This window comes from Acidovorax sp. Root568 (assembly GCF_001427445.1).
GTDB lineage: Bacteria > Pseudomonadota > Gammaproteobacteria > Burkholderiales > Burkholderiaceae_C > Acidovorax > Acidovorax delafieldii.
Window position 1 is genome coordinate 249,467 of sequence record NZ_LMGP01000017.1, and the last position, 20,309, is coordinate 269,775.

General features: G+C 65.4%; 17 protein-coding genes. 14 read left to right on the forward strand and 3 right to left on the reverse strand.

The features are described 5' to 3' along the window. Positions 1-65 precede the first annotated feature (65 nt). The gene (ilvD, locus tag ASD75_RS17355; protein ID WP_056747140.1) at positions 66-1,769 is read right to left on the reverse strand and encodes a dihydroxy-acid dehydratase; all 1,704 of its coding nucleotides are present in this window, start codon (positions 1,767-1,769) and stop codon (positions 66-68) included. A gap of 245 nt (positions 1,770-2,014) precedes the next feature. On the opposite strand from ilvD (ASD75_RS17355), the gene ilvD (ASD75_RS17360) reads away from it, so the two are divergent. Then, positions 2,015-3,874: a dihydroxy-acid dehydratase gene (ilvD, locus tag ASD75_RS17360; protein ID WP_056747141.1), complete on the forward strand. Its 1,860-nt coding sequence runs from the start codon at positions 2,015-2,017 to the stop codon at positions 3,872-3,874. Positions 3,875-4,131: 257 nt separating this feature from the next. After that, positions 4,132-4,959, forward strand: a complete 828-nt coding sequence (gene lgt, locus ASD75_RS17365; protein WP_056747142.1) for a prolipoprotein diacylglyceryl transferase — start codon at positions 4,132-4,134, stop codon at positions 4,957-4,959. A gap of 82 nt (positions 4,960-5,041) precedes the next feature. On the opposite strand, the gene ASD75_RS17370 is transcribed toward lgt, so the two are convergent. Then, entirely contained in the window at positions 5,042-5,959 is a 918-nt protein-coding gene (locus tag ASD75_RS17370; protein WP_056747143.1) for a DMT family transporter, read from the reverse strand. 119 nt (positions 5,960-6,078) lie between these two features. On the opposite strand from ASD75_RS17370, the gene ASD75_RS17375 reads away from it, so the two are divergent. From ASD75_RS17375 to ASD75_RS17400, 6 genes are all read left to right on the forward strand, one after another. Further along, complete coding sequence (locus tag ASD75_RS17375) at positions 6,079-6,996, forward strand: LysR family transcriptional regulator (RefSeq protein ID WP_056747219.1); 918 nt, start codon at positions 6,079-6,081, stop codon at positions 6,994-6,996. A gap of 376 nt (positions 6,997-7,372) precedes the next feature. Continuing rightward, positions 7,373-8,041 (forward strand): GntR family transcriptional regulator, encoded by a 669-nt coding sequence (locus ASD75_RS17380; protein WP_056064427.1) that lies wholly within the window; start codon positions 7,373-7,375, stop codon positions 8,039-8,041. Then, positions 8,038-9,537, forward strand: coding sequence for a malonyl-CoA decarboxylase (locus tag ASD75_RS17385; protein ID WP_082565069.1), 1,500 nt, complete (start codon positions 8,038-8,040; stop codon positions 9,535-9,537). The genes ASD75_RS17380 and ASD75_RS17385 overlap by 4 nt, the downstream gene beginning before the upstream one ends. Positions 9,538-9,604: 67 nt before the next feature. Next, positions 9,605-10,594, forward strand: coding sequence for a tripartite tricarboxylate transporter substrate binding protein (locus ASD75_RS17390; protein ID WP_056064424.1), 990 nt, complete (start codon positions 9,605-9,607; stop codon positions 10,592-10,594). A gap of 114 nt (positions 10,595-10,708) precedes the next feature. Continuing rightward, on the forward strand, positions 10,709-11,512 hold the full coding sequence (locus tag ASD75_RS17395; protein WP_056747144.1) for an enoyl-CoA hydratase/isomerase family protein: 804 nt from the start codon (positions 10,709-10,711) through the stop codon (positions 11,510-11,512). 82 nt (positions 11,513-11,594) lie between these two features. After that, the gene (locus ASD75_RS17400) at positions 11,595-13,148 is read left to right on the forward strand and encodes a malonyl-CoA synthase (protein WP_056747145.1); all 1,554 of its coding nucleotides are present in this window, start codon (positions 11,595-11,597) and stop codon (positions 13,146-13,148) included. A 53-nt stretch (positions 13,149-13,201) separates the two neighbouring features. Here the strand turns inward: ASD75_RS17400 and ASD75_RS17405 are convergent, their stop codons facing one another. Further along, positions 13,202-14,161 carry a LysR substrate-binding domain-containing protein gene (locus ASD75_RS17405; protein ID WP_056747146.1) on the reverse strand — a complete coding sequence of 320 codons (960 nt, stop codon included), beginning with the start codon at positions 14,159-14,161 and terminating at the stop codon, positions 13,202-13,204. Positions 14,162-14,388: 227 nt separating this feature from the next. On the opposite strand from ASD75_RS17405, the gene ASD75_RS17410 reads away from it, so the two are divergent. From ASD75_RS17410 to ASD75_RS17435, 6 genes are all read left to right on the forward strand, one after another. Beyond that, complete coding sequence (locus ASD75_RS17410; protein ID WP_056747221.1) at positions 14,389-15,621, forward strand: amidohydrolase family protein; 1,233 nt, start codon at positions 14,389-14,391, stop codon at positions 15,619-15,621. 49 nt (positions 15,622-15,670) lie between these two features. Further along, a complete protein-coding gene (locus ASD75_RS17415; protein ID WP_056747147.1) occupies positions 15,671-16,891 on the forward strand; it encodes an ABC transporter substrate-binding protein in 1,221 nt (406 codons plus the stop codon). Positions 16,892-16,984: 93 nt separating this feature from the next. After that, positions 16,985-17,860: a branched-chain amino acid ABC transporter permease gene (locus ASD75_RS17420; RefSeq protein ID WP_056747148.1), complete on the forward strand. Its 876-nt coding sequence runs from the start codon at positions 16,985-16,987 to the stop codon at positions 17,858-17,860. Positions 17,861-17,872: 12 nt separating this feature from the next. After that, a complete protein-coding gene (locus ASD75_RS17425; protein WP_056747149.1) occupies positions 17,873-18,754 on the forward strand; it encodes a branched-chain amino acid ABC transporter permease in 882 nt (293 codons plus the stop codon). Next, positions 18,751-19,521, forward strand: a complete 771-nt coding sequence (locus ASD75_RS17430) for an ABC transporter ATP-binding protein (protein ID WP_082565070.1) — start codon at positions 18,751-18,753, stop codon at positions 19,519-19,521. The genes ASD75_RS17425 and ASD75_RS17430 overlap by 4 nt, the downstream gene beginning before the upstream one ends. Beyond that, entirely contained in the window at positions 19,518-20,231 is a 714-nt protein-coding gene (locus tag ASD75_RS17435; RefSeq protein ID WP_056747151.1) for an ABC transporter ATP-binding protein, read from the forward strand. The genes ASD75_RS17430 and ASD75_RS17435 overlap by 4 nt, the downstream gene beginning before the upstream one ends. The last annotated feature ends 78 nt before the right edge of the window (positions 20,232-20,309 follow it).

A 20,309-nucleotide genomic window follows, 5' to 3' on the forward strand; every position in this document is an offset into this window, starting at 1 on the left:
GCCGATTCCTCGCTGGGGCAGAACATGCCGCTGCGTCGCAGCCCTTCAGTCTTTTGCCTCGGCAATCAATAGGCGTCCAGCACCGCTCCCTTGCTGGCGCTGGATGCGTTGAACGCAAACTTGGCTTGCACACCACGGGTATAGCGTGGGGAAGGGGCGGTCCAGGCGGCGCGGCGCTTGGCGATTTCTGCCTCGGGCACGTTCAGCTCCAGCAGCAGCTGGCGTGCGTCGATGGTGATGCTGTCGCCCTCGTTGACGAAAGCAATCGTGCCTCCGGCTGCGGCCTCGGGCGCCACGTGGCCGACCACCATGCCCCAGGTGCCGCCGGAGAAGCGGCCATCGGTGATCAGGCCCACGCTCTCACCCAAGCCTGCGCCGATCAGCGCACCGGTGGGTGCCAGCATTTCTGGCATGCCGGGGCCGCCCTTGGGGCCCAGGTACCGCAGCACCATCACGTCACCGGCCTTGATCTTGCCCGCCAGGATGGCTTCCAATGCCGATTGTTCGTCGTCAAACACGCGGGCCGGGCCGGTGATGACGGGGTTCTTCAGACCCGTGATCTTCGCCACTGCGCCTTCGGGGCTCAGGTTGCCCTTGAGGATGGCCAGGTGGCCTTGCGCGTACATAGGCTTGTCGATAGGACGAATCACGTCCTGGTCGGCGCGGGGCTCGTCCGGCACGTCCTTCAGCACCTCGGCAATCGTCTTGCCTTCGATGGTGAGGCAGTCGCCATGCAGCAGGCCCGCATTGAGCAAAACCTTCATGACCTGAGGGATGCCCCCTGCGCGGTGCAGATCCACCGCCAGGTACTTGCCGCTGGGCTTGAGGTCGCACAACACAGGCGTCTTCACGCGCACGCGCTCGAAGTCGTCGATGCTCCACTCCACGCCTGCCGCATGGGCAATCGCCAGGAAGTGCAGCACCGCGTTGGTCGAGCCGCCCGTGGCCATGATCACAGCCACGGCGTTCTCGATGGATTTACGGGTCACGATGTCGCGCGGCTTGATGTCCTTCTTGATGGCCTCGATCAGCACCTTGGCCGACTCCTTGGCCGAGTTCATCTTCTCGTCGTGCGGGTTGGCCATGGTGGACGAATAGGGCAGGCTGATGCCCAGGGCCTCGAACGCGCTGCTCATGGTGTTGGCGGTGTACATGCCGCCGCACGAGCCCGTGCCCGGGATGGCGCGTTTCTCGATTTCTTTCAGGTCAAAGTCGCTCAGCTTGCCCGCTGCGTTCTCGCCCACGGCCTCGAACACGCTCACGATGTTCAGGTCCTTGCCCTGGTAGTGGCCGGGCAGGATGGTGCCACCATAGACATAGATGGCGGGCACGTTGGCGCGCAGCATGCCCATCAGGCCGCCGGGCATGTTCTTGTCGCAGCCGCCCACCACCAGCACGCCATCCATCCACTGGCCGCCCACGCAGGTTTCGATGCAGTCGCTGATGACTTCGCGGCTCACCAGGCTGTACTTCATGCCTTCGGTGCCCATGGCCATGCCGTCGCTGATGGTGGGGGTGCCGAATACCTGGGCGTTGCCGCCCGCTTCTTCGATGCCCGCGATGGCCGCGTCTGCCAGCTTCTGCAGGCCGCTGTTGCAGGGCGTGATGGTGCTGTGGCCGTTGGCAACGCCCACCATGGGTTTCACGAAGTCGCCTTCCTCGTAGCCCATGGCGTAGTACATGGAGCGGTTGGGTGCGCGCGACTTGCCCTGGGTGATGTTGGCGCTGCGGCGGTTGATGGGTGCGGAGGGCTTGCTGGAGTCGGTCATCGTGGGGCGTCCTGGTCTTGGGGTTGGGGCTGGAGCAGAATGGATCATTCTGCCAGCGCCGTCGCAGCGCGTGGGGGCTGCCCCCGCAATCCCCAACGCCACCGCCCCGGGCGGGCCTGTGGGGCTGGGCGATAATTGATGGGTTTGCCCCCGGCACGGCTCAAGAGGTTGGTTGCACGGGTGCGCGAGGGGCCTTTATTCCTGCGGCCCGCTTCCTTTTCAGCGATTTTCCAGAAGCCAGCACGATGCCCATCTACCGTTCCAAAACCTCCACCGCCGGTCGCAACATGGCAGGCGCGCGTTCCCTGTGGCGCGCCACCGGCATGAAAGACGATGACTTCAGCAAGCCGATCATCGCGGTGGTCAATTCGTTCACCCAGTTCGTGCCCGGCCACGTGCACCTGAAGGACCTGGGCCAGCTGGTGGCCCGCGAGATCGAAGCCGCTGGCGGCGTGGCCAAGGAGTTCAACACCATTGCCGTGGACGACGGCATTGCCATGGGCCACGACGGCATGCTGTATTCGCTGCCCAGCCGCGACATCATTGCCGACTCGGTCGAGTACATGGTCAACGCGCACTGCGCCGACGCCATGGTCTGCATTTCCAACTGCGACAAGATCACCCCCGGCATGCTGATGGCCGCCATGCGCCTGAACATTCCGGTGATCTTCGTTTCGGGTGGCCCGATGGAAGCGGGCAAGACCCGCCTGGCCAACCCGGTCACCAAGGTCATGGAGTTCAAGAAGCTCGACCTGGTGGACGCGATGGTGATTGCCGCCGACACCAACTACTCCGACGCCGATGTGGCCGAGGTCGAGCGCTCGGCCTGCCCCACCTGCGGTTCGTGCTCGGGCATGTTCACCGCCAATTCCATGAACTGCCTGACCGAGGCGCTGGGCCTGTCGCTGCCCGGCAACGGCACGGTGGTGGCCACCCATGCCGACCGCGAGCGGCTCTTCAAACGCGCCGGTCGCCGCATCGTCGAGATCGCCAAACAGTATTACGAGCAGGATGACGAACGCGTGCTGCCCCGCTCGGTGGGCTTCAAGGCGTTTGAAAACGCCATGACGCTGGACATCGCCATGGGCGGCTCCACCAACACCATCCTGCACCTGCTGGCCATTGCGAGCGAGGCCGAGATTCCTTTCACCATGGCCGACATCGACCGCCTCTCGCGCGTGGTGCCGCAGCTGTGCAAGGTGGCGCCCAACACCAACAAGTATCACATCGAAGACGTGCACCGTGCTGGCGGCATCATGGCCATCCTGGGCGAGCTGGACCGTGCAGGCAAGCTGCACACCGACGTGCCCACGGTGCACACCGCCACGCTCAAGGACGCGCTGGACCAGTGGGACATCGTGCGCACGCAGGACGAGGCCGTGCGCACCTTCTACATGGCGGGCCCCGCAGGCATCCCCACCCAGGTGGCGTTCAGCCAGAACACGCGCTGGCCCAGCCCGGACCTGGACCGCGCCGAGGGCTGCATCCGCTCGTACGACCACGCTTTCAGCAAAGAGGGCGGCCTGGCCGTGCTGACCGGCAACATCGCGGTGGACGGCTGCGTGGTCAAGTCGGCCGGTGTGGACGAAAGCATCCTGGTGTTCGAGGGCACGGCCCATGTCACCGAGTCGCAGGACGAAGCCGTGGCCAACATCCTGGCCGACAAGGTCAAGGCCGGTGACGTGGTCATCGTGCGCTATGAGGGCCCCAAGGGCGGCCCTGGCATGCAGGAAATGCTCTACCCCACCAGCTACATCAAGTCCAAGGGCCTGGGCAAGGCCTGCGCGCTGCTGACGGACGGGCGCTTCTCGGGCGGCACCTCGGGCCTGTCGATTGGCCACTGCTCGCCGGAAGCCGCTGCGGGCGGTGCCATCGGACTGGTGCAGAACGGTGACCGCATCCGCATCGACATCCCCAACCGCACGATCAACGTGCTGGTGAGCGATGAAGAACTGGCCAAGCGCCGCGAAGCGCAGAACGCCAAGGGCTGGAAGCCTGCGCAGCCGCGCCCGCGCAAGGTGTCGGCCGCGCTCAAGGCCTATGCCAAGCTGGTGATGTCTGCCGACAAGGGCGCCGTGCGCGATTTGTCGCTGCTGGACGACTGAGGGGCAGCCTTGCAGGGCCAGGAGCCCTGCCGCCGCACCGAAGCCGCGCCTGGAGGGCGCGGCTTTTTTGTTTTTGCTCCACTTTTGATAGCTGTCGGCGCATGACGGACTAGCGCTTGCTCGGCTTTTTTCTCAGAAACGTGGTGTATAGCTCCAGCGGATCGCCCTGGCGCGGCTGCGGTCGCCCGATGGTCCTGCCCGGAGCATGCAGCCCTGCGTGCGGGGTCATCGTCAGCGCGGGCACAATACCCGCCACCATGTTGACCTATCCCCACATCGACCCCGTCGCCCTGCAGATCGGCCCACTGGCTGTGCACTGGTATGGCCTGACCTATCTTGCGGCCTTTGGCCTGTTCATGTTGCTGGGCATCCGGCGCCTGCGGCACCCGCCCTTTGCCTCCATCACGGGGCCTGGTGCCTGGACGCGCAAGGATGTGGAAGACATCCTCTTTCTGGGGGTAGCTGGCGTGGTCATTGGCGGGCGGCTGGGCTACTGCCTGTTCTACAAGCCGGGCTACTACCTGAGCCACCCGCTGGAGATTTTTGCCGTGTGGCAGGGCGGCATGGCCTTCCATGGCGGGCTGCTGGGGGTGGTGGTTTCGATGCTGTGGTTTGCCCATTCGCGCCGGCGCCCCTGGCTGCAGGTGGCCGACTTTGTGGCGCCCTGCGTGCCCACGGGGCTGGCGGCAGGGCGTGTGGGCAACTTCATCAATGGGGAGCTGTGGGGCCGCTTTGCCAGCCCCGACCTGCCCTGGGGCATGGTGTTTGCGCACAGCGGCTCCATGCAGCCGCGCCATCCGTCGCAGGTCTACCAGTTCCTGATGGAAGGATTGCTGCTGTTCATCCTGCTGTGGCTGTATGCCCGCAAGGAGCGCCGCCCCGGCCAAGTGGCCGCCGCCTTCCTGTTTGGCTACGGTGTTTTCCGCTTCATTGCCGAATACTTCCGCGAGCCCGACGCCTTCCTGGGCATCCTGTCGCTGGGCATGAGCATGGGACAGTGGCTGTGTGTGCCCATGATCGTGGGTGGCGCAGCGATGTGGCTGTGGGCGCAGCGGCAGCCGGTGGGGGCGTTGGTTTCAAGGTAAAACGGGCAATAGCGCCGGTGTTTCATGCCCGAGCAGCTATCAAATTGGTAGTGATTGGATCGAGTGGCGGGCAAGCAGGCAGTCAATGCCGCGCATTATCCCGCCGCGCCATCGTCCACAGGGCGGCCCCCACGATGAGTGTACCGCCCACCCAGCCCGTGACGCTGAGCTGCTCGCCCAGCCAGAACACCGCAAACAGCGCGCCAAAGGCGGGCTCGCTGCTGGTCAGCAAGCCCACCCGCGTGGGCGAGCTGTGGCGCAGTGCCCAGTTCTGGGCCACAAAGGCAAACACCGTGCAGCCCGCCACTAGGTAGACGCAGGCCCACCAGAAAGCGCTGGCTTGGGTGAGCGACGGCAGCGGGGGCAGCTTGCCCGGCAAAGCCAGCGCCAGCACCAGGCAGCCCACCCCGATCACGCCCGACTGCACCGCCGTGAGGGCCAGCACGGGCGCGTTGCGGCGGCGGGTGAGCCGCGTGGTCTGGCACACGGTGATGGCACGCAGCACGGCGGCCGCCAGCATCAGCGCGTCGCCCCAACCCCATTGGCCGGTGTACCCCCCGCTGAGCAGGGCTGCGCCGAGCAGCGAGACGGCGGCAAAACCAAACATCGCACGCTCGGGCCGCTGGCGCAGCAGCCACCACTCGGCAAACGGTGTGAACACCACGCACAGACTGATCAGAAACGCGGCATTGCTGGCCTGCGTGAGCGCGAGGCCAAAGGTCTCGCACAGAAAAATGCCCAGCATCAGCCCACCCAGCGGCAGGCCGGCCACCAACGCATCGCGCCGCTCGGGCCCAGTGGCGCGCAGCAGGGCCGGGAGCAGCACCACAAAGGTCAGGAGGAAGCGCACGGCCAAAAAACCCAGCACCGGGTAGAACACCAGGGCCCCCTTGGCCACGCCATAGCTGGTGCCCCACACCACGGCGACCAGAAGCAAGGCCAGGTCAGAAAGGCGCGGGGCCAGCGGGGAAGGGGCGGACAGGGGCAGGGTGTGTGACATGGGACGCAGATTGGGGGGGGAGGCTGTGGGGCGCCGCGCGTGGTGGCGATGGGCTGGGGAAATTATCAATTTGCGTCCATGCATTGATAATCGCTGCCAAAGAACTGCACTTGTTCCCCATGCGCATCAATCAACCCCTGGACAGTCTCCCCGACATGGCGGTGTTTGCGCGTGTGGTGGATGCGGGCAGCTTCTCGGCCGCCGCGCGGCAGCTGGGCATCACCCCGTCGGCGGTCAGCCGCCAGGTGGCTCGCCTGGAAGGGGCGCTGCGCGTGCGCCTGCTGGAGCGCACCACCCGCAAGCTGCGGCTGACCGATGCGGGCACGGCGGTCTACAGCCGCTGCCAGGACATGGTGTCTGCCGCGCGCGAGGTGTGGGCGCTGAGCGACACCCACTCTGCCGCGCCATCGGGGATGGTGCGCATGAGCATGGCCAAGGCGGTGGGGCGCCAACTCGTTCACCCCCTGGTGCTGCCGTTTTTGCAGAAATACCCCGAGGTCGATGTGCAACTGCACATCACCGACCGCACGGTGGACCTGTTCGAGGAACCCATCGACCTGGCCCTGCGCGTGACCGACACGCCACCCCCGGGCCTGGCCGGGCGGCCGCTGGCGACCCTGCGCCACCTGGCCTGCGCCAGCCCGCATTACCTGGCTGAGCGGGGCCACCCCCAGCACCCGCGCGACCTGGAGCACCACGCCTGCATCACCCTGGGCGAGGACGAGCGCGACCGGCACTGGCGTTTCGAGCGCGCAGGCGAATCCGCCACGGTGGCCGTGCGCGGGCGCTATGTGGCCAACCACAGCGAGGTGCGACTGGAGGCCGCGCTGAGCCACCTGGGCATTGCCAGCCTGCCGGGCTTTACCGCGCGCGCTGCGTTGGCGCGGGGTGACCTAGTGACCGTGCTGCCCGACTGGGAGCACAAGACCTCGTACGCGGGCACGGCCTGGGTGCTGTACCCGTCCCACCGGTTTCTGCCCGCCAAGCTGCGGGTGTGGATCGACCACCTGGTGGAAGGTTTTGCGGGCGTGGAGTGAAGCGGGTGAGGGGCGTGAGGGCAGGGCGACCGTGCGGTGGGCGCAGCGGGTGTTGCACCCTCGGCCGCTCATCTGGCCCGGGGCTGATCACCCAACGACGGTGCCTTGGGGCCAGCAGCAAAGTTCGCCGCCTTTGCTGCTTCATGGCCCGCAGCGTTGCGCAACCACCGCAGTCGCCGTCTTTTGTGTAACCAAAGTCTGCAAATCAGGGTTTACACCTTGTCATTTTGCGTAATTATGAGAAATTACACACATGGCGAGGCAATCGCCTCTGTTGTCAGCTGTTAGTGGTGTGTTGCAGGCATTCGGCCTGCGCCGTGCTTCAGCCGCTGACAGCCGATGCCTCGCGGGTTGGTGCCCTGGAGCCTTGTTTTACATGCGTCCTGTCCCGAATTCACTGCACGACGAAGTCGCCTCCCGGCTGCGGGAGCAGATTTTTGCGGGCGCCTTGCCGCCCGGCAGCTTTCTGGACGAGGCTGCCTTGTGCGAGCGGCTGGAGATCTCGCGCACCCCGCTGCGCGAAGCGCTCAAGGTGCTGGTGGCCGAGGGGCTGCTGCGCCATGAGCCGCGCCGGGGTTGTTTTGTGGCCGAGGTCACCGAGAGCGATCTGGACAACATCTTTCCCGTCATCGCGTTGCTGGAGGGGCGTGCCGCACACGAGGCCACGCGCAAGGCCGTGGCGGCCGACATTGCCGCGCTGGAGCTGCTGCACGAGCGCCTGCAACAGTGCGCGGCCGATGGGCGCATGACCGACTACTACGAAGCCAACTACGCCATCCACGAGGCCTTCATCACGCTGGCGGACAACCGCTGGCTGGCCCAGGTGATTGGTGACCTGCGCAAGATCCTGCGGCTGGCACGCCACAAGACGCTGCATGCCCCCGGGCGCATGCAGCAAAGCCTGGCAGAGCATCTGGCCGTGTTTGCCGCGCTCAAGGCGCGCGACTGCGACGCGGCCGAGGAGGCCATGCGCACCCATCTGTTGCGCCAGCGCGATGCGCTGCGCGATGTAGCCCGCAACCAGCAATCGAGGTTGACCCCATGATCAACAGCACTCCCGAATGGATCACCCGCAGCGTGTCACGCCTGCGCACTGCCGCGCCTGCCGCCGACAAGGCGGGGGACAAGACCGCCGACAAGTCTGCCAAGGCCTCACTCGACAAAACCGTGACCGATGTGGTCGCCAAGGTCGCGGTGCCGCGTTCTACCAATGAGCGCCTGCAGGCCACCCTGCGGCGCGGCCAGGAGGCGTTGTCGCCCCGCGCATTGCGCCGTCTGCTGGCCGATTTGCAGGAGGTGGTGGCGCCGCAGGTGAGCGAGATCGAAGGCGGCCGCCGCGCCCAGGCCGTGGCCGAGTGGTATGCGAAGGCCGAGCCCGAGGAGCGGCGCGACATGTGGCTGCTGATGTGCGAGCAGTTCGCACCCGACGCCACACGCTTCAAGTCGGCCCGCCAGCGCTACGAGGCGGCAGCGGGTACTGCCGAAGAAGGGCAGGCCGAGATCAGCCTGCGCCGTGCGCTGGTATCGCCGCGCACGCGGCTGCTGCAGCGGTTTTCGGCATTCCCCGAGGGCATGCGGTTTCTGGTAGACCTGCGTGCCGAAATTTTGCCGCTGCTCAAGGCCGACAAGCGCCTGCTGCCGCTCGATGCCGAGCTGGAGCATTTGTTTTCGACCTGGTTTGACGTGGCCTTTCTGGAGCTGCGCCGGCTGTCGTGGGACTCGCCCGCATCGCTGCTCGAAAAGCTCATCAAGTACGAGGCCGTGCACGACATCCGCAGCTGGGCCGACCTGAAGAACCGGCTGGACAGCGACCGCCGCTGCTATGGCTTCTTCCACCCGCGCCTGCCCAACGAGCCGCTGATCTTTGTGGAGGTGGCGCTGGTGGACAAGATTTCGTCCAGCATCACGCCGCTGCTGGATGAGGCTGCTGCGCCCGTGGACATCACACGGGCCACCACGGCCATCTTCTATTCCATCAGCAACACGCAAACAGGCCTGCGCGGCGTGAGCTTTGGCGACTCGCTCATCAAGCATGTGGTGGAAACGCTCACGGCCGAGTTCCCGCGCCTGCGCACCTTCGCCACGCTGTCGCCCATTCCGGGTTTCCGCGCTTGGCTGGGCAAACATGCAGGGGCCATGCTGGACCGCCTGGACGACAAGCGCCGCAGCGAGCTGGGCCGCGCGGTGGGCTTCGAGCCGCCGCAGGCCACGCATTTGCTCGGGGCGGTGGACAAGGCGCTGGAGCTGGACGCCAAATCCCCCGTGCGCCAGATGCTGCTGGAATGCGCCGCGTACTATCTGGGCCGCGAGCTGCAAGAGGGCAAACCGGCAGACCCCGTGGCCCGCTTCCACCTGGGCAACGGCGCGCGGGTAGAGCGCCTGAACTGGGCGGGTGACCCATCCAGCAAGGGGCAGAAACAATCGTACGGGCTCATGGTGAACTACCTGTACGACTTGAAGCGCATCGACAAGCATCGCAGCTTGCTTGCGCAGGGCAAGGTGCCAGTGTCGGGGGACATCGACAGCCTTTGCCGCGACTGACGGGGCGGCCGGCAAGATGCCGGGCGGACCAGTGACCGCGTATTTTTACAACGACAGGAGACAAGGAATGACTGATTTGCGAATCCAACGCCGGGGTGTATTGCTCGGCGCGGCGGCTGCAGGCCTGGGCCTGGCCAGCAGCAACAGCTGGGCCCAAAGCACCTGGCCCAGCAAGCCCGTGACGGTGGTGGTGCCGTTCCCCGCCGGTGGCGGCACCGATGCGTTTGCCCGGCCGCTGGCTGCGCAGTTTTCCAAAAGCACAGGCAAGACGCTGGTGATCGATAACCGGGGTGGCGCCGGGGGCACGCTGGGTGCCAGCATTGCGTCCAAGGCGGCGCCCGATGGCTACACGCTGTTCATGGGCGCCGTGCACCACGCGATTGCCCCTGCGATGTACCCCAAGCTCGACTACGACATCGAGAAAGACTTCATTCCCCTGGCGCTGCTGGCCAACGTGCCCCAGGTGCTGGTCGTCAATCCCAAGACGCCGTCCACCAACTTCAAGCAGTTTCTGGACTACATCAAGCGCAACCCTGCCAAGCTCAACTACGGTTCGGCCGGAGCAGGCACCTCGCACCATCTGGCGGGCGAGCTGTTCAAGCAGCAGACAGGCACCTTTATCACCCACATCCCCTACCGGGGCGCGGGCCCCGCGCTGCAGGATCTCATTGGCGGCAACGTGGACATGATGTTCGACGGCCTGGGCTCGTCAGCCAATCACATCAAGAGCGGCCGTATCAAGGCGCTGATGGTGTCCGGCGCCAAGCGCAACCCCGCATTCCCCGACGTACCCTGCGCCTCCGAAGTGGGCCTGCCCGACTACACCGTGACCACCTGGTACGGCCTGTGGGCGCCCAAAGGCACACCGGCCGACGTGCAGGCCCGCATCGTGGATGAGATCAAGCGCCTGGGCACCGCCGATGAACTCAAGGCCGTGTGGGCCAGCAACGGCGCGGATTACGGCGGCATGACGCAGCAGCAGTTTGGCGCGTTTGTGAGCAGCGAGGTCAAGCGCTGGGCGGCGGTGGTGAAGGCGTCTGGCGCAAAGCTGGACTAACCCCCAAGGAGAACGCCACCCGTGGCCTGGCAAAGCCAGTTCCACGGTGGCGCTGGCGATGGCATGGCGGGGTGAGAAGGTCGTGGGCGGTATGTGAAGGAAATGGATACCAGGATGTCGGGTGAAGTGTTGATGAATGCTGGGGAGGGCGGGGTGGTGCATGTCACCCTGCGCCACACCGGGCGGCTGAATGCCATGTCGCGGCCCATGTGGCGGCAGTTGCGTGCGGTGTTTGAAGACGTTCAGCGCTCGGCCGATGCGCGCTGTGTGCTCATCGCGGGCGAGGGCGGGGCGTTCTGTGCGGGCGGAGACATTTCAGAGTACCCCGGCTTCCGTTTTGACGCGGCCGCGCTGCGCGACTTTCATGAAAACGACGTGTGGGGCGGGCTCAATGCCATGCTCCAGTGCGACGTGCCCATCGTGGCCCAGATCAGCGGCGCCTGCATGGGCGCCGGCGTGGAGATTGCCAGCTGCTGCGACATCCGGGTGGCGGGCAATGGCGCGCGTTTTGGCGCGCCGATTGCCAAGCTGGGTTTTCCGATGGCCCCGCGCGAGGCGCAGCTGGTGGCAGGTGCAGTGGGTGACGTGACCGCACGCCGGATGCTGCTGGAAGCCGCCACCTTCAGCGCTCCCGACATGCTGGCACGCGGCTTTTTGAGCCGCGTGGTGGCCGACGACATGGTGGCCACCGAAGCCCTGGGCAGTGCCCAGCGCATTGCCGCGCTGGCGCCCCAGGCCGCCCGCATGAACAAACAGACGTTTCGGGCGCTGAAAGCGCCTGTAGCGCTACAGAATCATGCCTTGTCTGCTATTGAAAACATAGTAAATGGCCCTGCCGACCCCTATGCCTACGCCGCCAGCGCCGAGCATCGCGAAGGGATCTCTGCCTTTCTGGACAAGCGCGCGCCGGTGTTCTGACCGACGCCTCCGTCCCCGCTTTCTCCCATTCAGTCGGTCCCAACCTCTCAACCCAGCCACCCAGCCCATTGAAGTCTGAGCCATGAGCCAACACAACCTCTTCAGCGCCCTGCGCGCCGCTTTCCCGTCCGACCTGGACAGCACTGCCGTTGAGACCACGGCGGCAGACGGCACCCCGCTGTTCTACACCTGGCGCGATCTGGACCGCGCCAGCGCCCGCATCGCCAACCTGCTTGCATCGCTCAAGCTGCCCGAAGGCAGCCGGGTGGCCGTGCAGGTCGAAAAGTCGGTCGAAGCCATGGCGCTGTACCTGGCCACGCTGCGTGCGGGCTACGTCTTTTTGCCGCTCAACACCGCCTACCAAAGCGCCGAGATCGAATACTTCATCGGCAACGCCGAGCCGGCCGTGGTGGTGTGCTCGCCCGGCAACTTTGGCTGGGTCAGCAAGATTGCCTTCACCCTGGGCACGCAGCATGTCTTCACCCTGGGTGACGACCGCACCGGCAGCCTGCTGGAGCGTGCAGCACACCACGGCGACGAGCACCAGGCCGTGTCCCGCAGCGCCGACGACCTGGCCGCCATCCTGTACACCAGCGGCACCACCGGCCGCAGCAAGGGCGCCATGCTCACGCACGGCAACATGCTCAGCAATGCCGTCATGCTCAAGGACTACTGGGGCTGGAAGAAGGGGGACGTGCTCATCCACGCGTTGCCCATCTTCCACGTGCATGGCCTGTTCGTGGCCATCCATGGCGCGCTCATCAACGGCAGCAAGATGATCTGGATGGCCAAGTTCGACCCCAAGGCCGTCATCGCCGCCATGCCCCGCGCCACCGTGTTCATGGGCGTGCCCACACTGTACGTGCGCATGCTGGCCGAGACTGGTTTGAACAAACAGGCCGTCAAGAACATGCGCCTGTTCATCGCAGGCTCTGCACCGCTGCTCATCGAAACCTTCAAGGAATGGCAGCAGCGCACCGGCCACACCATCCTGGAGCGCTACGGCATGAGCGAAACCATCATGCTCACCAGCAACCCCTACAGCGCCGACCAGCGCTACAAGGGCCAGGACGAACGCCGTGGCGGCACCGTGGGCTTCCCTCTGCCGGGCGTGAGCCTGCGCGTGCAGGGCGACGACGGCAAAGACCTGCCCGTGGGCGAGATCGGTGGCATCCAGGTCAAGGGTCCCAACGTGTTCAAGGGCTACTGGCGCATGCCCGAAAAGACCGCCGAAGAGTTCACGAAAGACGGCTACTTCAAGACCGGCGACGTGGGCAAGGTCGATGAGCGCGGCTACGTGCACATCGTGGGCCGCAGCAAAGACCTCATCATCAGCGGCGGCTACAACGTCTACCCCGCAGAGATCGAGGGCTACATCAACGACATGCCCGGCGTGGCCGAAAGCGCCCTGGTGGGTGTGCCGCACCCTGACTTTGGCGAAGTGGGCGTGGCCGTGGTCATTGCCAAGCCCGGTGCCAGCCTGGACGCCGATGCCATCGTGGCCCAGCTCAAGTCGCAGTTGGCCAACTTCAAGATCCCCAAGAAGTGCTTCGTGGTGTCCGAGCTGCCGCGCAACACCATGGGCAAGGTGCAAAAGAACCTGCTGCGGGATCAGTACAAAGGGTTGTTCGCCTGAGGCAGGCCCGCAAGTGGAGGCCTTCGCACTGGCAAAAATAGTGTGAACAGGCCCTAGCCCGCTGCAGAGGCCTGGGGGTTGCAGAAAATGCAGGGCGTGGCGGCTGGCGCCGCGGCGCCCTCGGCATGGTTGCAGCAGTGTTCCAGCCACCCCGCCACCAGCCGGTACACCGACAAATTGGTGCGTGCCGTGGGCGCGCACAGGTAGTAGCCGAGCGGGCTGTCAAAGCGGTCGTTCAGGGGCTCTACCAGAGTGCCTGCCTGCAATTCGTCTTCTACCAGGCAGGTGGGCACGATGCCTACACCAAAGCCTGAAACCGCTGCGCGGATGATGAGTGAATACAGGTTGAAGCCCGGCCCGAAGCGGCTGGCGCTGGTGTCCAGGCCGTGGGCTTCCATCCAGTCCTGCCAGGCCAGGGGCACCTCAATGTGCTGCAGCAGCGTGGCGCGCATCAAATCTTGTGGGGTGTTCAGGGGCAGGGCGGCCTGCAGTTGCGGGCTGCACACGATGCTGGTTTCCTTGCCAATCAGGTAGCGCGCATTGGCGCTGGGCCAATTGCCGTAGCCGTACTGAATGGCCGCGTCGAATTCATGCGGTGTCGCAAAGTCGTGCGCATGCTGGTAGCGCACAAAGTTCAGCGACACCTGCGGCAGCGTGCGCTTGAAGTGCCCCAGGCGCGGAAACAGCCACTGCGCCGCAAACGTGGGCGGCACGGACAGGTTGAGCGAGCCGCCATCGCCCCCGTACGACATGAGCTGTGCCGTGGCAGATTCCAGCGCGGCCATGGCCGGGCGGGTGGCGTTGAGGTAGGTAGCGCCCGCCTCGGTCAGCTCCAGCCCGGTGGCTTTGCGGATGAACAGCTTCTGGCCCAGGTAGTCCTCCAGCGCCGCGATGTGGCGGCTGATGGCGCTTTGTGTCACGCACAGCTCGCGCGCTGCCATGGTGAAGGCCTGGTGCTTGGCGGCGGAGTGAAAGGCGTTCAGCTCAGAGATGGTGGGGCACAGGCGGCGCATAGATGTGGCCTAGGGGGTATGAGTAGGGCTCATGGGATGGTGAGATTTTAGGCGTTGCGGATAAGGTCAATTGGCCCGATAAATGCGTCCTGTGACAGCAACGTGTCAAGCGCCACACTCTGTAGATGCTGCAATGCACCAGATGGATGCTTGATGGTCTTCATGGCCCTCTGAAAAAGCAGGCTATGAGTAATTTTGAAGCCATCGCGCCCACTTTGACGAATCTCATGACCTCTTTGTTGATTGAAAACAGCCGTGTGCTGGATGTCCACGCACTCACACTGCGCACCGGCCTGTCCGTTCTGGTGCAGGACGGCCGCATTGCGGCGGTAGGCACCGACCTGCAGGTGCCAGAAGGGACCACCACGCTCGACGCCAAGGGCATGACCCTGATGCCCGGCCTGATCGACTGCCACGTGCACGTGGTGGCGTCTTCGTTCAACTTGGGTGCCGTGGCCAAGATGCCCAACGTGTTCACCATGATGCGCTCGCTGCCCATCATGAAGGGCATGCTGGAGCGGGGCTTTACCACCGTGCGTGATGCGGGCGGCGCCGACTGGTCGCTGGCCGAGGCGGTGCGAACGGGGCTGGTGCAGGGGCCGCGCATCTTCCCTGCGGGCAAGGCGCTGTCGCAAACCGGCGGGCATGCGGATTTCCGCCAGCGCAACGATGACCTGGATGTGTGTTCGTGCGCCTACAAGCTGGGCAACATCGGCCGCGTGGTCGATGGCGTGGATGCTTGCCGCCTGGCGGTGCGTGAAGAAATTCTGAAGGGCGCCACGCAGATCAAGGTGATGGCTTCGGGCGGCGTGGCATCGCCCAACGACCCGATTGGCAACCTGGGCTATTCCGAGGCCGAGCTGCACGCCATTGTGGAAGAAGCATCCAATGCCAACACCTATGTCATGGCCCACGCCTACACGCCCCGCGCCATCGCCCGCGCCGTGCGCTGCGGCGTGCGCACCATCGAGCACGGCAATCTGGTGGATGCGCCCACGGCAGAGTTCATGGCCGAGATGGGCGCTTTCATGGTGCCCACGCTCATCACCTACGAGGGCCTGGCCAACGAGGGCGAGCGTTATGGCCTGCCTGCGGTGTCGATTGCCAAGATCGACTCGGTACGTGGCCAGGGCAAGCAGGCCATCGAGATCCTGGCCAAGGCGGGCGTGAAGATGGGCCTGGGCAGCGACTTGCTGGCCGAGACGCATTACCTGCAGTCGGACGAGTTGCGCCTGCGCGCGGAGATTCTGGGCAATGGCCCGGTGCTGCAGCAGGCCACGCTGATTGGCGCGGAGATTCTGGGCCAGCAAGGCCAGCTGGGCGAAGTCACGGCCGGTGCCATTGCCGACATCTTGCTGGTCGATGGCAACCCGCTCACCGACATCACCTGCCTGCTGAACCAGGGCGAGCGCATTCGCGCCATCGCCAAGGACGGCGTGTGGGTCAAGAACACCCTTTGAGTCCCTTTCACCCCCTCACCCCCATCCCATTCCCCTACCGGAGATCACCATGCAACGTAGAAATTTCGTCAAGCTCGGCGGCGCCGCTGCGGCTCTGCAGTTCCTTCCCTCCATCGGTTTCAGCCAGCAAGGTGAGGTGTTCCGCATTGGCTCGCTCACGCCCATCACCGGTGCAGGCAGCCCCTACGGCCCAGGCATGCAGCAGGCCATCCGCCTGGCCGTGGATGAGGTCAATGCCGCGGGCGGCGCGGGTGGGCGCAAGCTCGAACTCTTCACCGAAGACGACCAGACCAAGCCTGACGCGGCCGTGCTGGCCGCCAAGAAGCTGATCGAAGTGAACAAGGTGCAGGCGGTGCTGGGCACCTGGGCCTCGGGCGTGACGCTGGCAGTGATGCCGCTGACCGACGCGGCAGGCATCATCCAGATGAACGTGTCGGGTGCGCCCGCCATTTCCACGCTGGACACCAAGGACCTGGTGTGGCGCTTTCAGGCCACCAACGACCGCTTTGGCGCGGCCTTCGCCGAGATTTGCACCAAGCGCGGCTTCAAGCGCCCGGCCACGATGGCGTTCAACAACGCATCCGGCCTGGGCAACGTGGAAGGCTTCACCAAGGCCTGGGAGAAACGCGGCGGCAAGGTGGCGGCCCATGTCACCTACGAGCCCAGCCGCCCCAGCTACCGCAGCGAGCTGCAGAAGATTCTGGCCGCCAAGCCGGATGTGATCGTGATGGGCTCGTACCTGCCCGACACCACCATCATCCTGCGCGAGTGGTTCCAGTCCGGTGCGGAAACGAAGTGGATCATCCCCGGCTGGGCGGCCAACCCCGACCTGGTGAAGGCCTTGGGCGCAGAGGTGTGTGAAGGCATCATTTCGGTGGACACGGTGTCCAACGAAAAGAGCGCCTCCTACGCCCAGTTTGACGCGGCCTTCACCAAGGCCACGGGCAAGGCCGCGTCCACCAACATCTACGCCGCCATGGCGTACGACATGGTGATCTCGCTGGCGCTGGCCATGGAGGCCGCTGGCCCCAAGGCCACGGTAGAGCAGGTCAACGCCAAGATGCGCGATGTCTCCAACGCCCCCGGCACGGCAGTGTTCACCTTTGCCGAAGGCAAGGCGCAACTGGCCAAAAAGGCCAAGGTGAACTACGAAGGCGCATCGAGCAAGCTGGACTTTGACAAGGCGGGCGATGTGACGCCGGACTTTGGCGTGTTCATCATCGAAAAGGGCCAGCTGGTGCGGCGCGACGTGGTGTCCATCACGATGTGATGGACCGCGCCCGGTGCGCCTGCCAGGTGCAGGCCCCGGGCATTTTTTTTGCGGCGCACAGCGCAGATGTGCATGGGATGACGGAATGACGCAATGACCTGGATCGACTTTGTAAACCTGCTGATCAACGGATTGATCGAAGGCCTGGTGGTGGCACTGCCTGCCCTGGCCATGACCCTGGTGATGGGCGTCAACCGCTTTCCCAACGCAGCCACGGGCGACATGCTCACCACCGGCGCCTACGCTGCCGTGGCGGTGCAGCTGTTGGGGGGCTGGCCGCTGTGGGCGGCGGCGCTCATCAGCATGGTGGTCACGGCCGTGGTGTCGGCGGGCTCGTACACGCTGATCTTTCGCAAGCTGGCCGGGCGGCCCATGGTGTCGTCCATGCTCGCAGCCATTGGCCTCGGGTTTTTGCTGCGCAGCCTGATCGGTTTCTTTGCTGGGCATGAACAGCGCACGTTTGACCTGCCCCTGGTGCGCGCCTGGAACTTTGGTGGCATTCGCGTGTTGCCCACCGACCTGGCCATTGCGGCGGTGGCTGCCGTTTGCCTGCTGGTGGTGTTTGTGCTGATCTACCGCACCAGCTTTGGCCGCCAGCTGCGCGCCGTGGCCGATAGTGCGGACCTGGCGCGGGCCAGCGGCATCCGCGCCAATGGGTTGATGCTTAGTTTGTGGCTGCTGGTGGGGGTCTTGTCCTCGCTGGGTGGCGTACTGCTGGGCATGAAGGCCGTGGTCAGCCCCGAGATGGGGTGGGAGAGCCTGATCCCCGCGTTTGCCGCCATGGTGCTGGGCGGCATCGGTAGCCCGGTGGGCGCGGTGCTGGGTGCGCTGCTGCTGTGTGTGGCGCAAGAGCTGGCGGTGCCACTGATGGGGCCGTCGTACAAGCTGGTGCTGTCGTTTGTGGTGTTGGCCCTGGTGCTGCTGGTGCGCCCGGCCGGCATCATGGGCCGCGTGCAGCTGGTGCGGTAAGGAGTTCGACCGATGATTGCTTACCTCTGTGCCATTGGCATCGTTGCCCTTATTTACTGCCTGCTGGCGCTGGGCCTGAACCTGCAGTTCGGCCTGACCCGGCTGGTCAACTTTGGCGTCGTGGCGTTCTTTGCCGTGGGCGCCTACACCTCGGGCCTGCTGGCGCTGCAAGGCGTGCCGCTGGTGCTGTGTTTTGTGGCGGCGGCTGTGCTCTCGGGCTTGCTGGCGCTGCCCATTGGCCTGCTGTCGCTGCGACTGCGCGATGACTACCTGGCCATCGTGACGCTGGGCTTTTCGGAGGCGGTGCGCATCTCCATCCAGCAAGAAAGCTGGCTGACCAAGGGCGTGCAGGGCTTGCCCGGCTTGCCCAAGCTGTTTGCGTCCTGGGGCAGTGGTGTGTCGGACATGGCGATTTTTGCCACGCTGCTGGCGGTGGTTGCGGTGGTGGCCTGGGGCACGGTGCGCCTGGCGGCCAGTCCGTTTGGCCGGCTGCTCAAGGCCATTGGCGACGATGAGCCCGCGTTGTCGGCCCTGGGCAAGGACCCGGCCAGGTTCAAGGTGCAGGTGTTCATGCTGGGGGCGGCGCTGGCTGGCGTGGCGGGGGCGTTCTATGCGCACTTCATCACCTTCATCACGCCAGAGCAGTTCATCCCGCTCATCACGTTCTATGTGTGGATGGGACTGGTGATGGGCGGCTCGGGCACGGTGCGCGGCGCGGTGTTTGGCTCGCTGCTGCTCATGGTGTTTCTGGAGGGCTCGCGCTTTGCCAAGGACTGGGTGCCGGGCGTGTCAGAAGTTGGCATGGCCAGCCTGCGTTTGGCTGCGGTGGGCCTGGCGCTGATTCTGGTCACCCTGTACAAGCCCAACGGCCTGTTTGGAGGCAAAACCCAATGACCGCAACAACGATGCTGAAAGTGGAGGCCGTCACGCGGCAATTCGGGGGCTTCAAGGCGGTGGACGGTGTGTCGCTGCAACTGGGCACGGGCGAGATTCTGGGCATTGCAGGCACCAACGGTGCGGGCAAGAGCACACTGTTTGCGGCCATTGCCGGGCAGCAGCCAGCGGACGCGGGGCAGATCCACTTTGAGGGGCATGACATCACCCGCATGCCCCCCTACCGCCGCGCGCGGCTGGGGCTGGTGCGCACGTTCCAGATTCCGCGTGAGTTCAAGAGCCTCACGGTGCACGAGAACCTGATGGCGGCTGCCGCCAACCCGCAAGGGGAGCGGCTGGTGAACGCCTTCTTCCAGACGCGCAGTCTGCGCGAGCACGAGGCGCAGTTGTCTGCCAAGGCGGACCGAATCCTCCAGTTTTTGAACCTGGCACGGGTGCGCGATGTGACGGCGGGGGGCTTGTCGGGCGGGCAGAAGAAGCTGGTGGAGTTGGGCCGGGTGCTGATGCTGGACCCGCGCTGCATCTTGCTGGACGAGCCGTTTGCCGGGGTGAACCCGGTGCTGATCGAAGAGATCTGTGACCGCGTGCGCGAGCTGAACGGGCAGGGCATTGCGTTCATCGTGATCGAGCACCACCTGCAGGCGCTCAAGTCGCTCTCCAACCGCATGATCGTGATGGACCGGGGCTCCATCCTGGCCGAGGGCGACCCGCACACGGTGCTGGACGACCCGCGTGTGCAGGAAGCCTATATGGGAGGGGTGGTATGAGCGGCGCAGACAACTTGCTGCAGATAGCGCAATTGCGCGGCGGGTATTCCGAGGTGGACATCATCCACGGCATTGACCTGGCCGTGGCGCCGGGCGAGATCGTGACCATTGCGGGCACCAACGGCGCAGGCAAGTCCACCCTGGTGAAGGCGCTGCTGGGCCTGCTGCCACGGGTGGCAGGCACCATCCACTTGGGGGGGCGCGACATCACGGCCTTGTCGGCCGAAGACCGCTTTGACGCAGGGCTGGCCTACGTGCCGCAGGTGGCCAATGTGTTCCCTTCGCTCACCGTGCGCGAGAACCTGTTGGTGGTGCGCGGCGTGGCAAACGTCAAGCGCCGCATGGACGAGGTGCTGGCCGACTTTCCGGCGCTGGTGGAACGTTTGCCTCAGCCCGCTAGCAACCTCTCGGGTGGCGAGCGCCAGCAGCTCGCCTTTGCGCGGGCCCTCATGCCATCGCCGCGCATCATGGTGCTGGACGAACCCACGGCAGCGCTGGCGCCCTCGCTGGTCGGCAAGGTGTTTGACATGGTGCAAAAGCTGCCCGCCGCAGACGTGGCGGTGCTGATGGTGGAGCAGCGCGCGCGCCAGGCGCTGCAGATCAGCCAGCAGGGCTACATCCTGGACCAGGGGCGCTGCGTGCTGCAGGGCCCGGCGCAGGGGCTGCTGGCCGATGAGCGCATGGCGCAGCTTTACCTGGGCAACCACTGAGCCACAGGGCACCCAGCCCTCAATGAAGAACACCGAGGAGGCTGCACGCCTGCTCGGTGTTTTGCTATATATTTGATA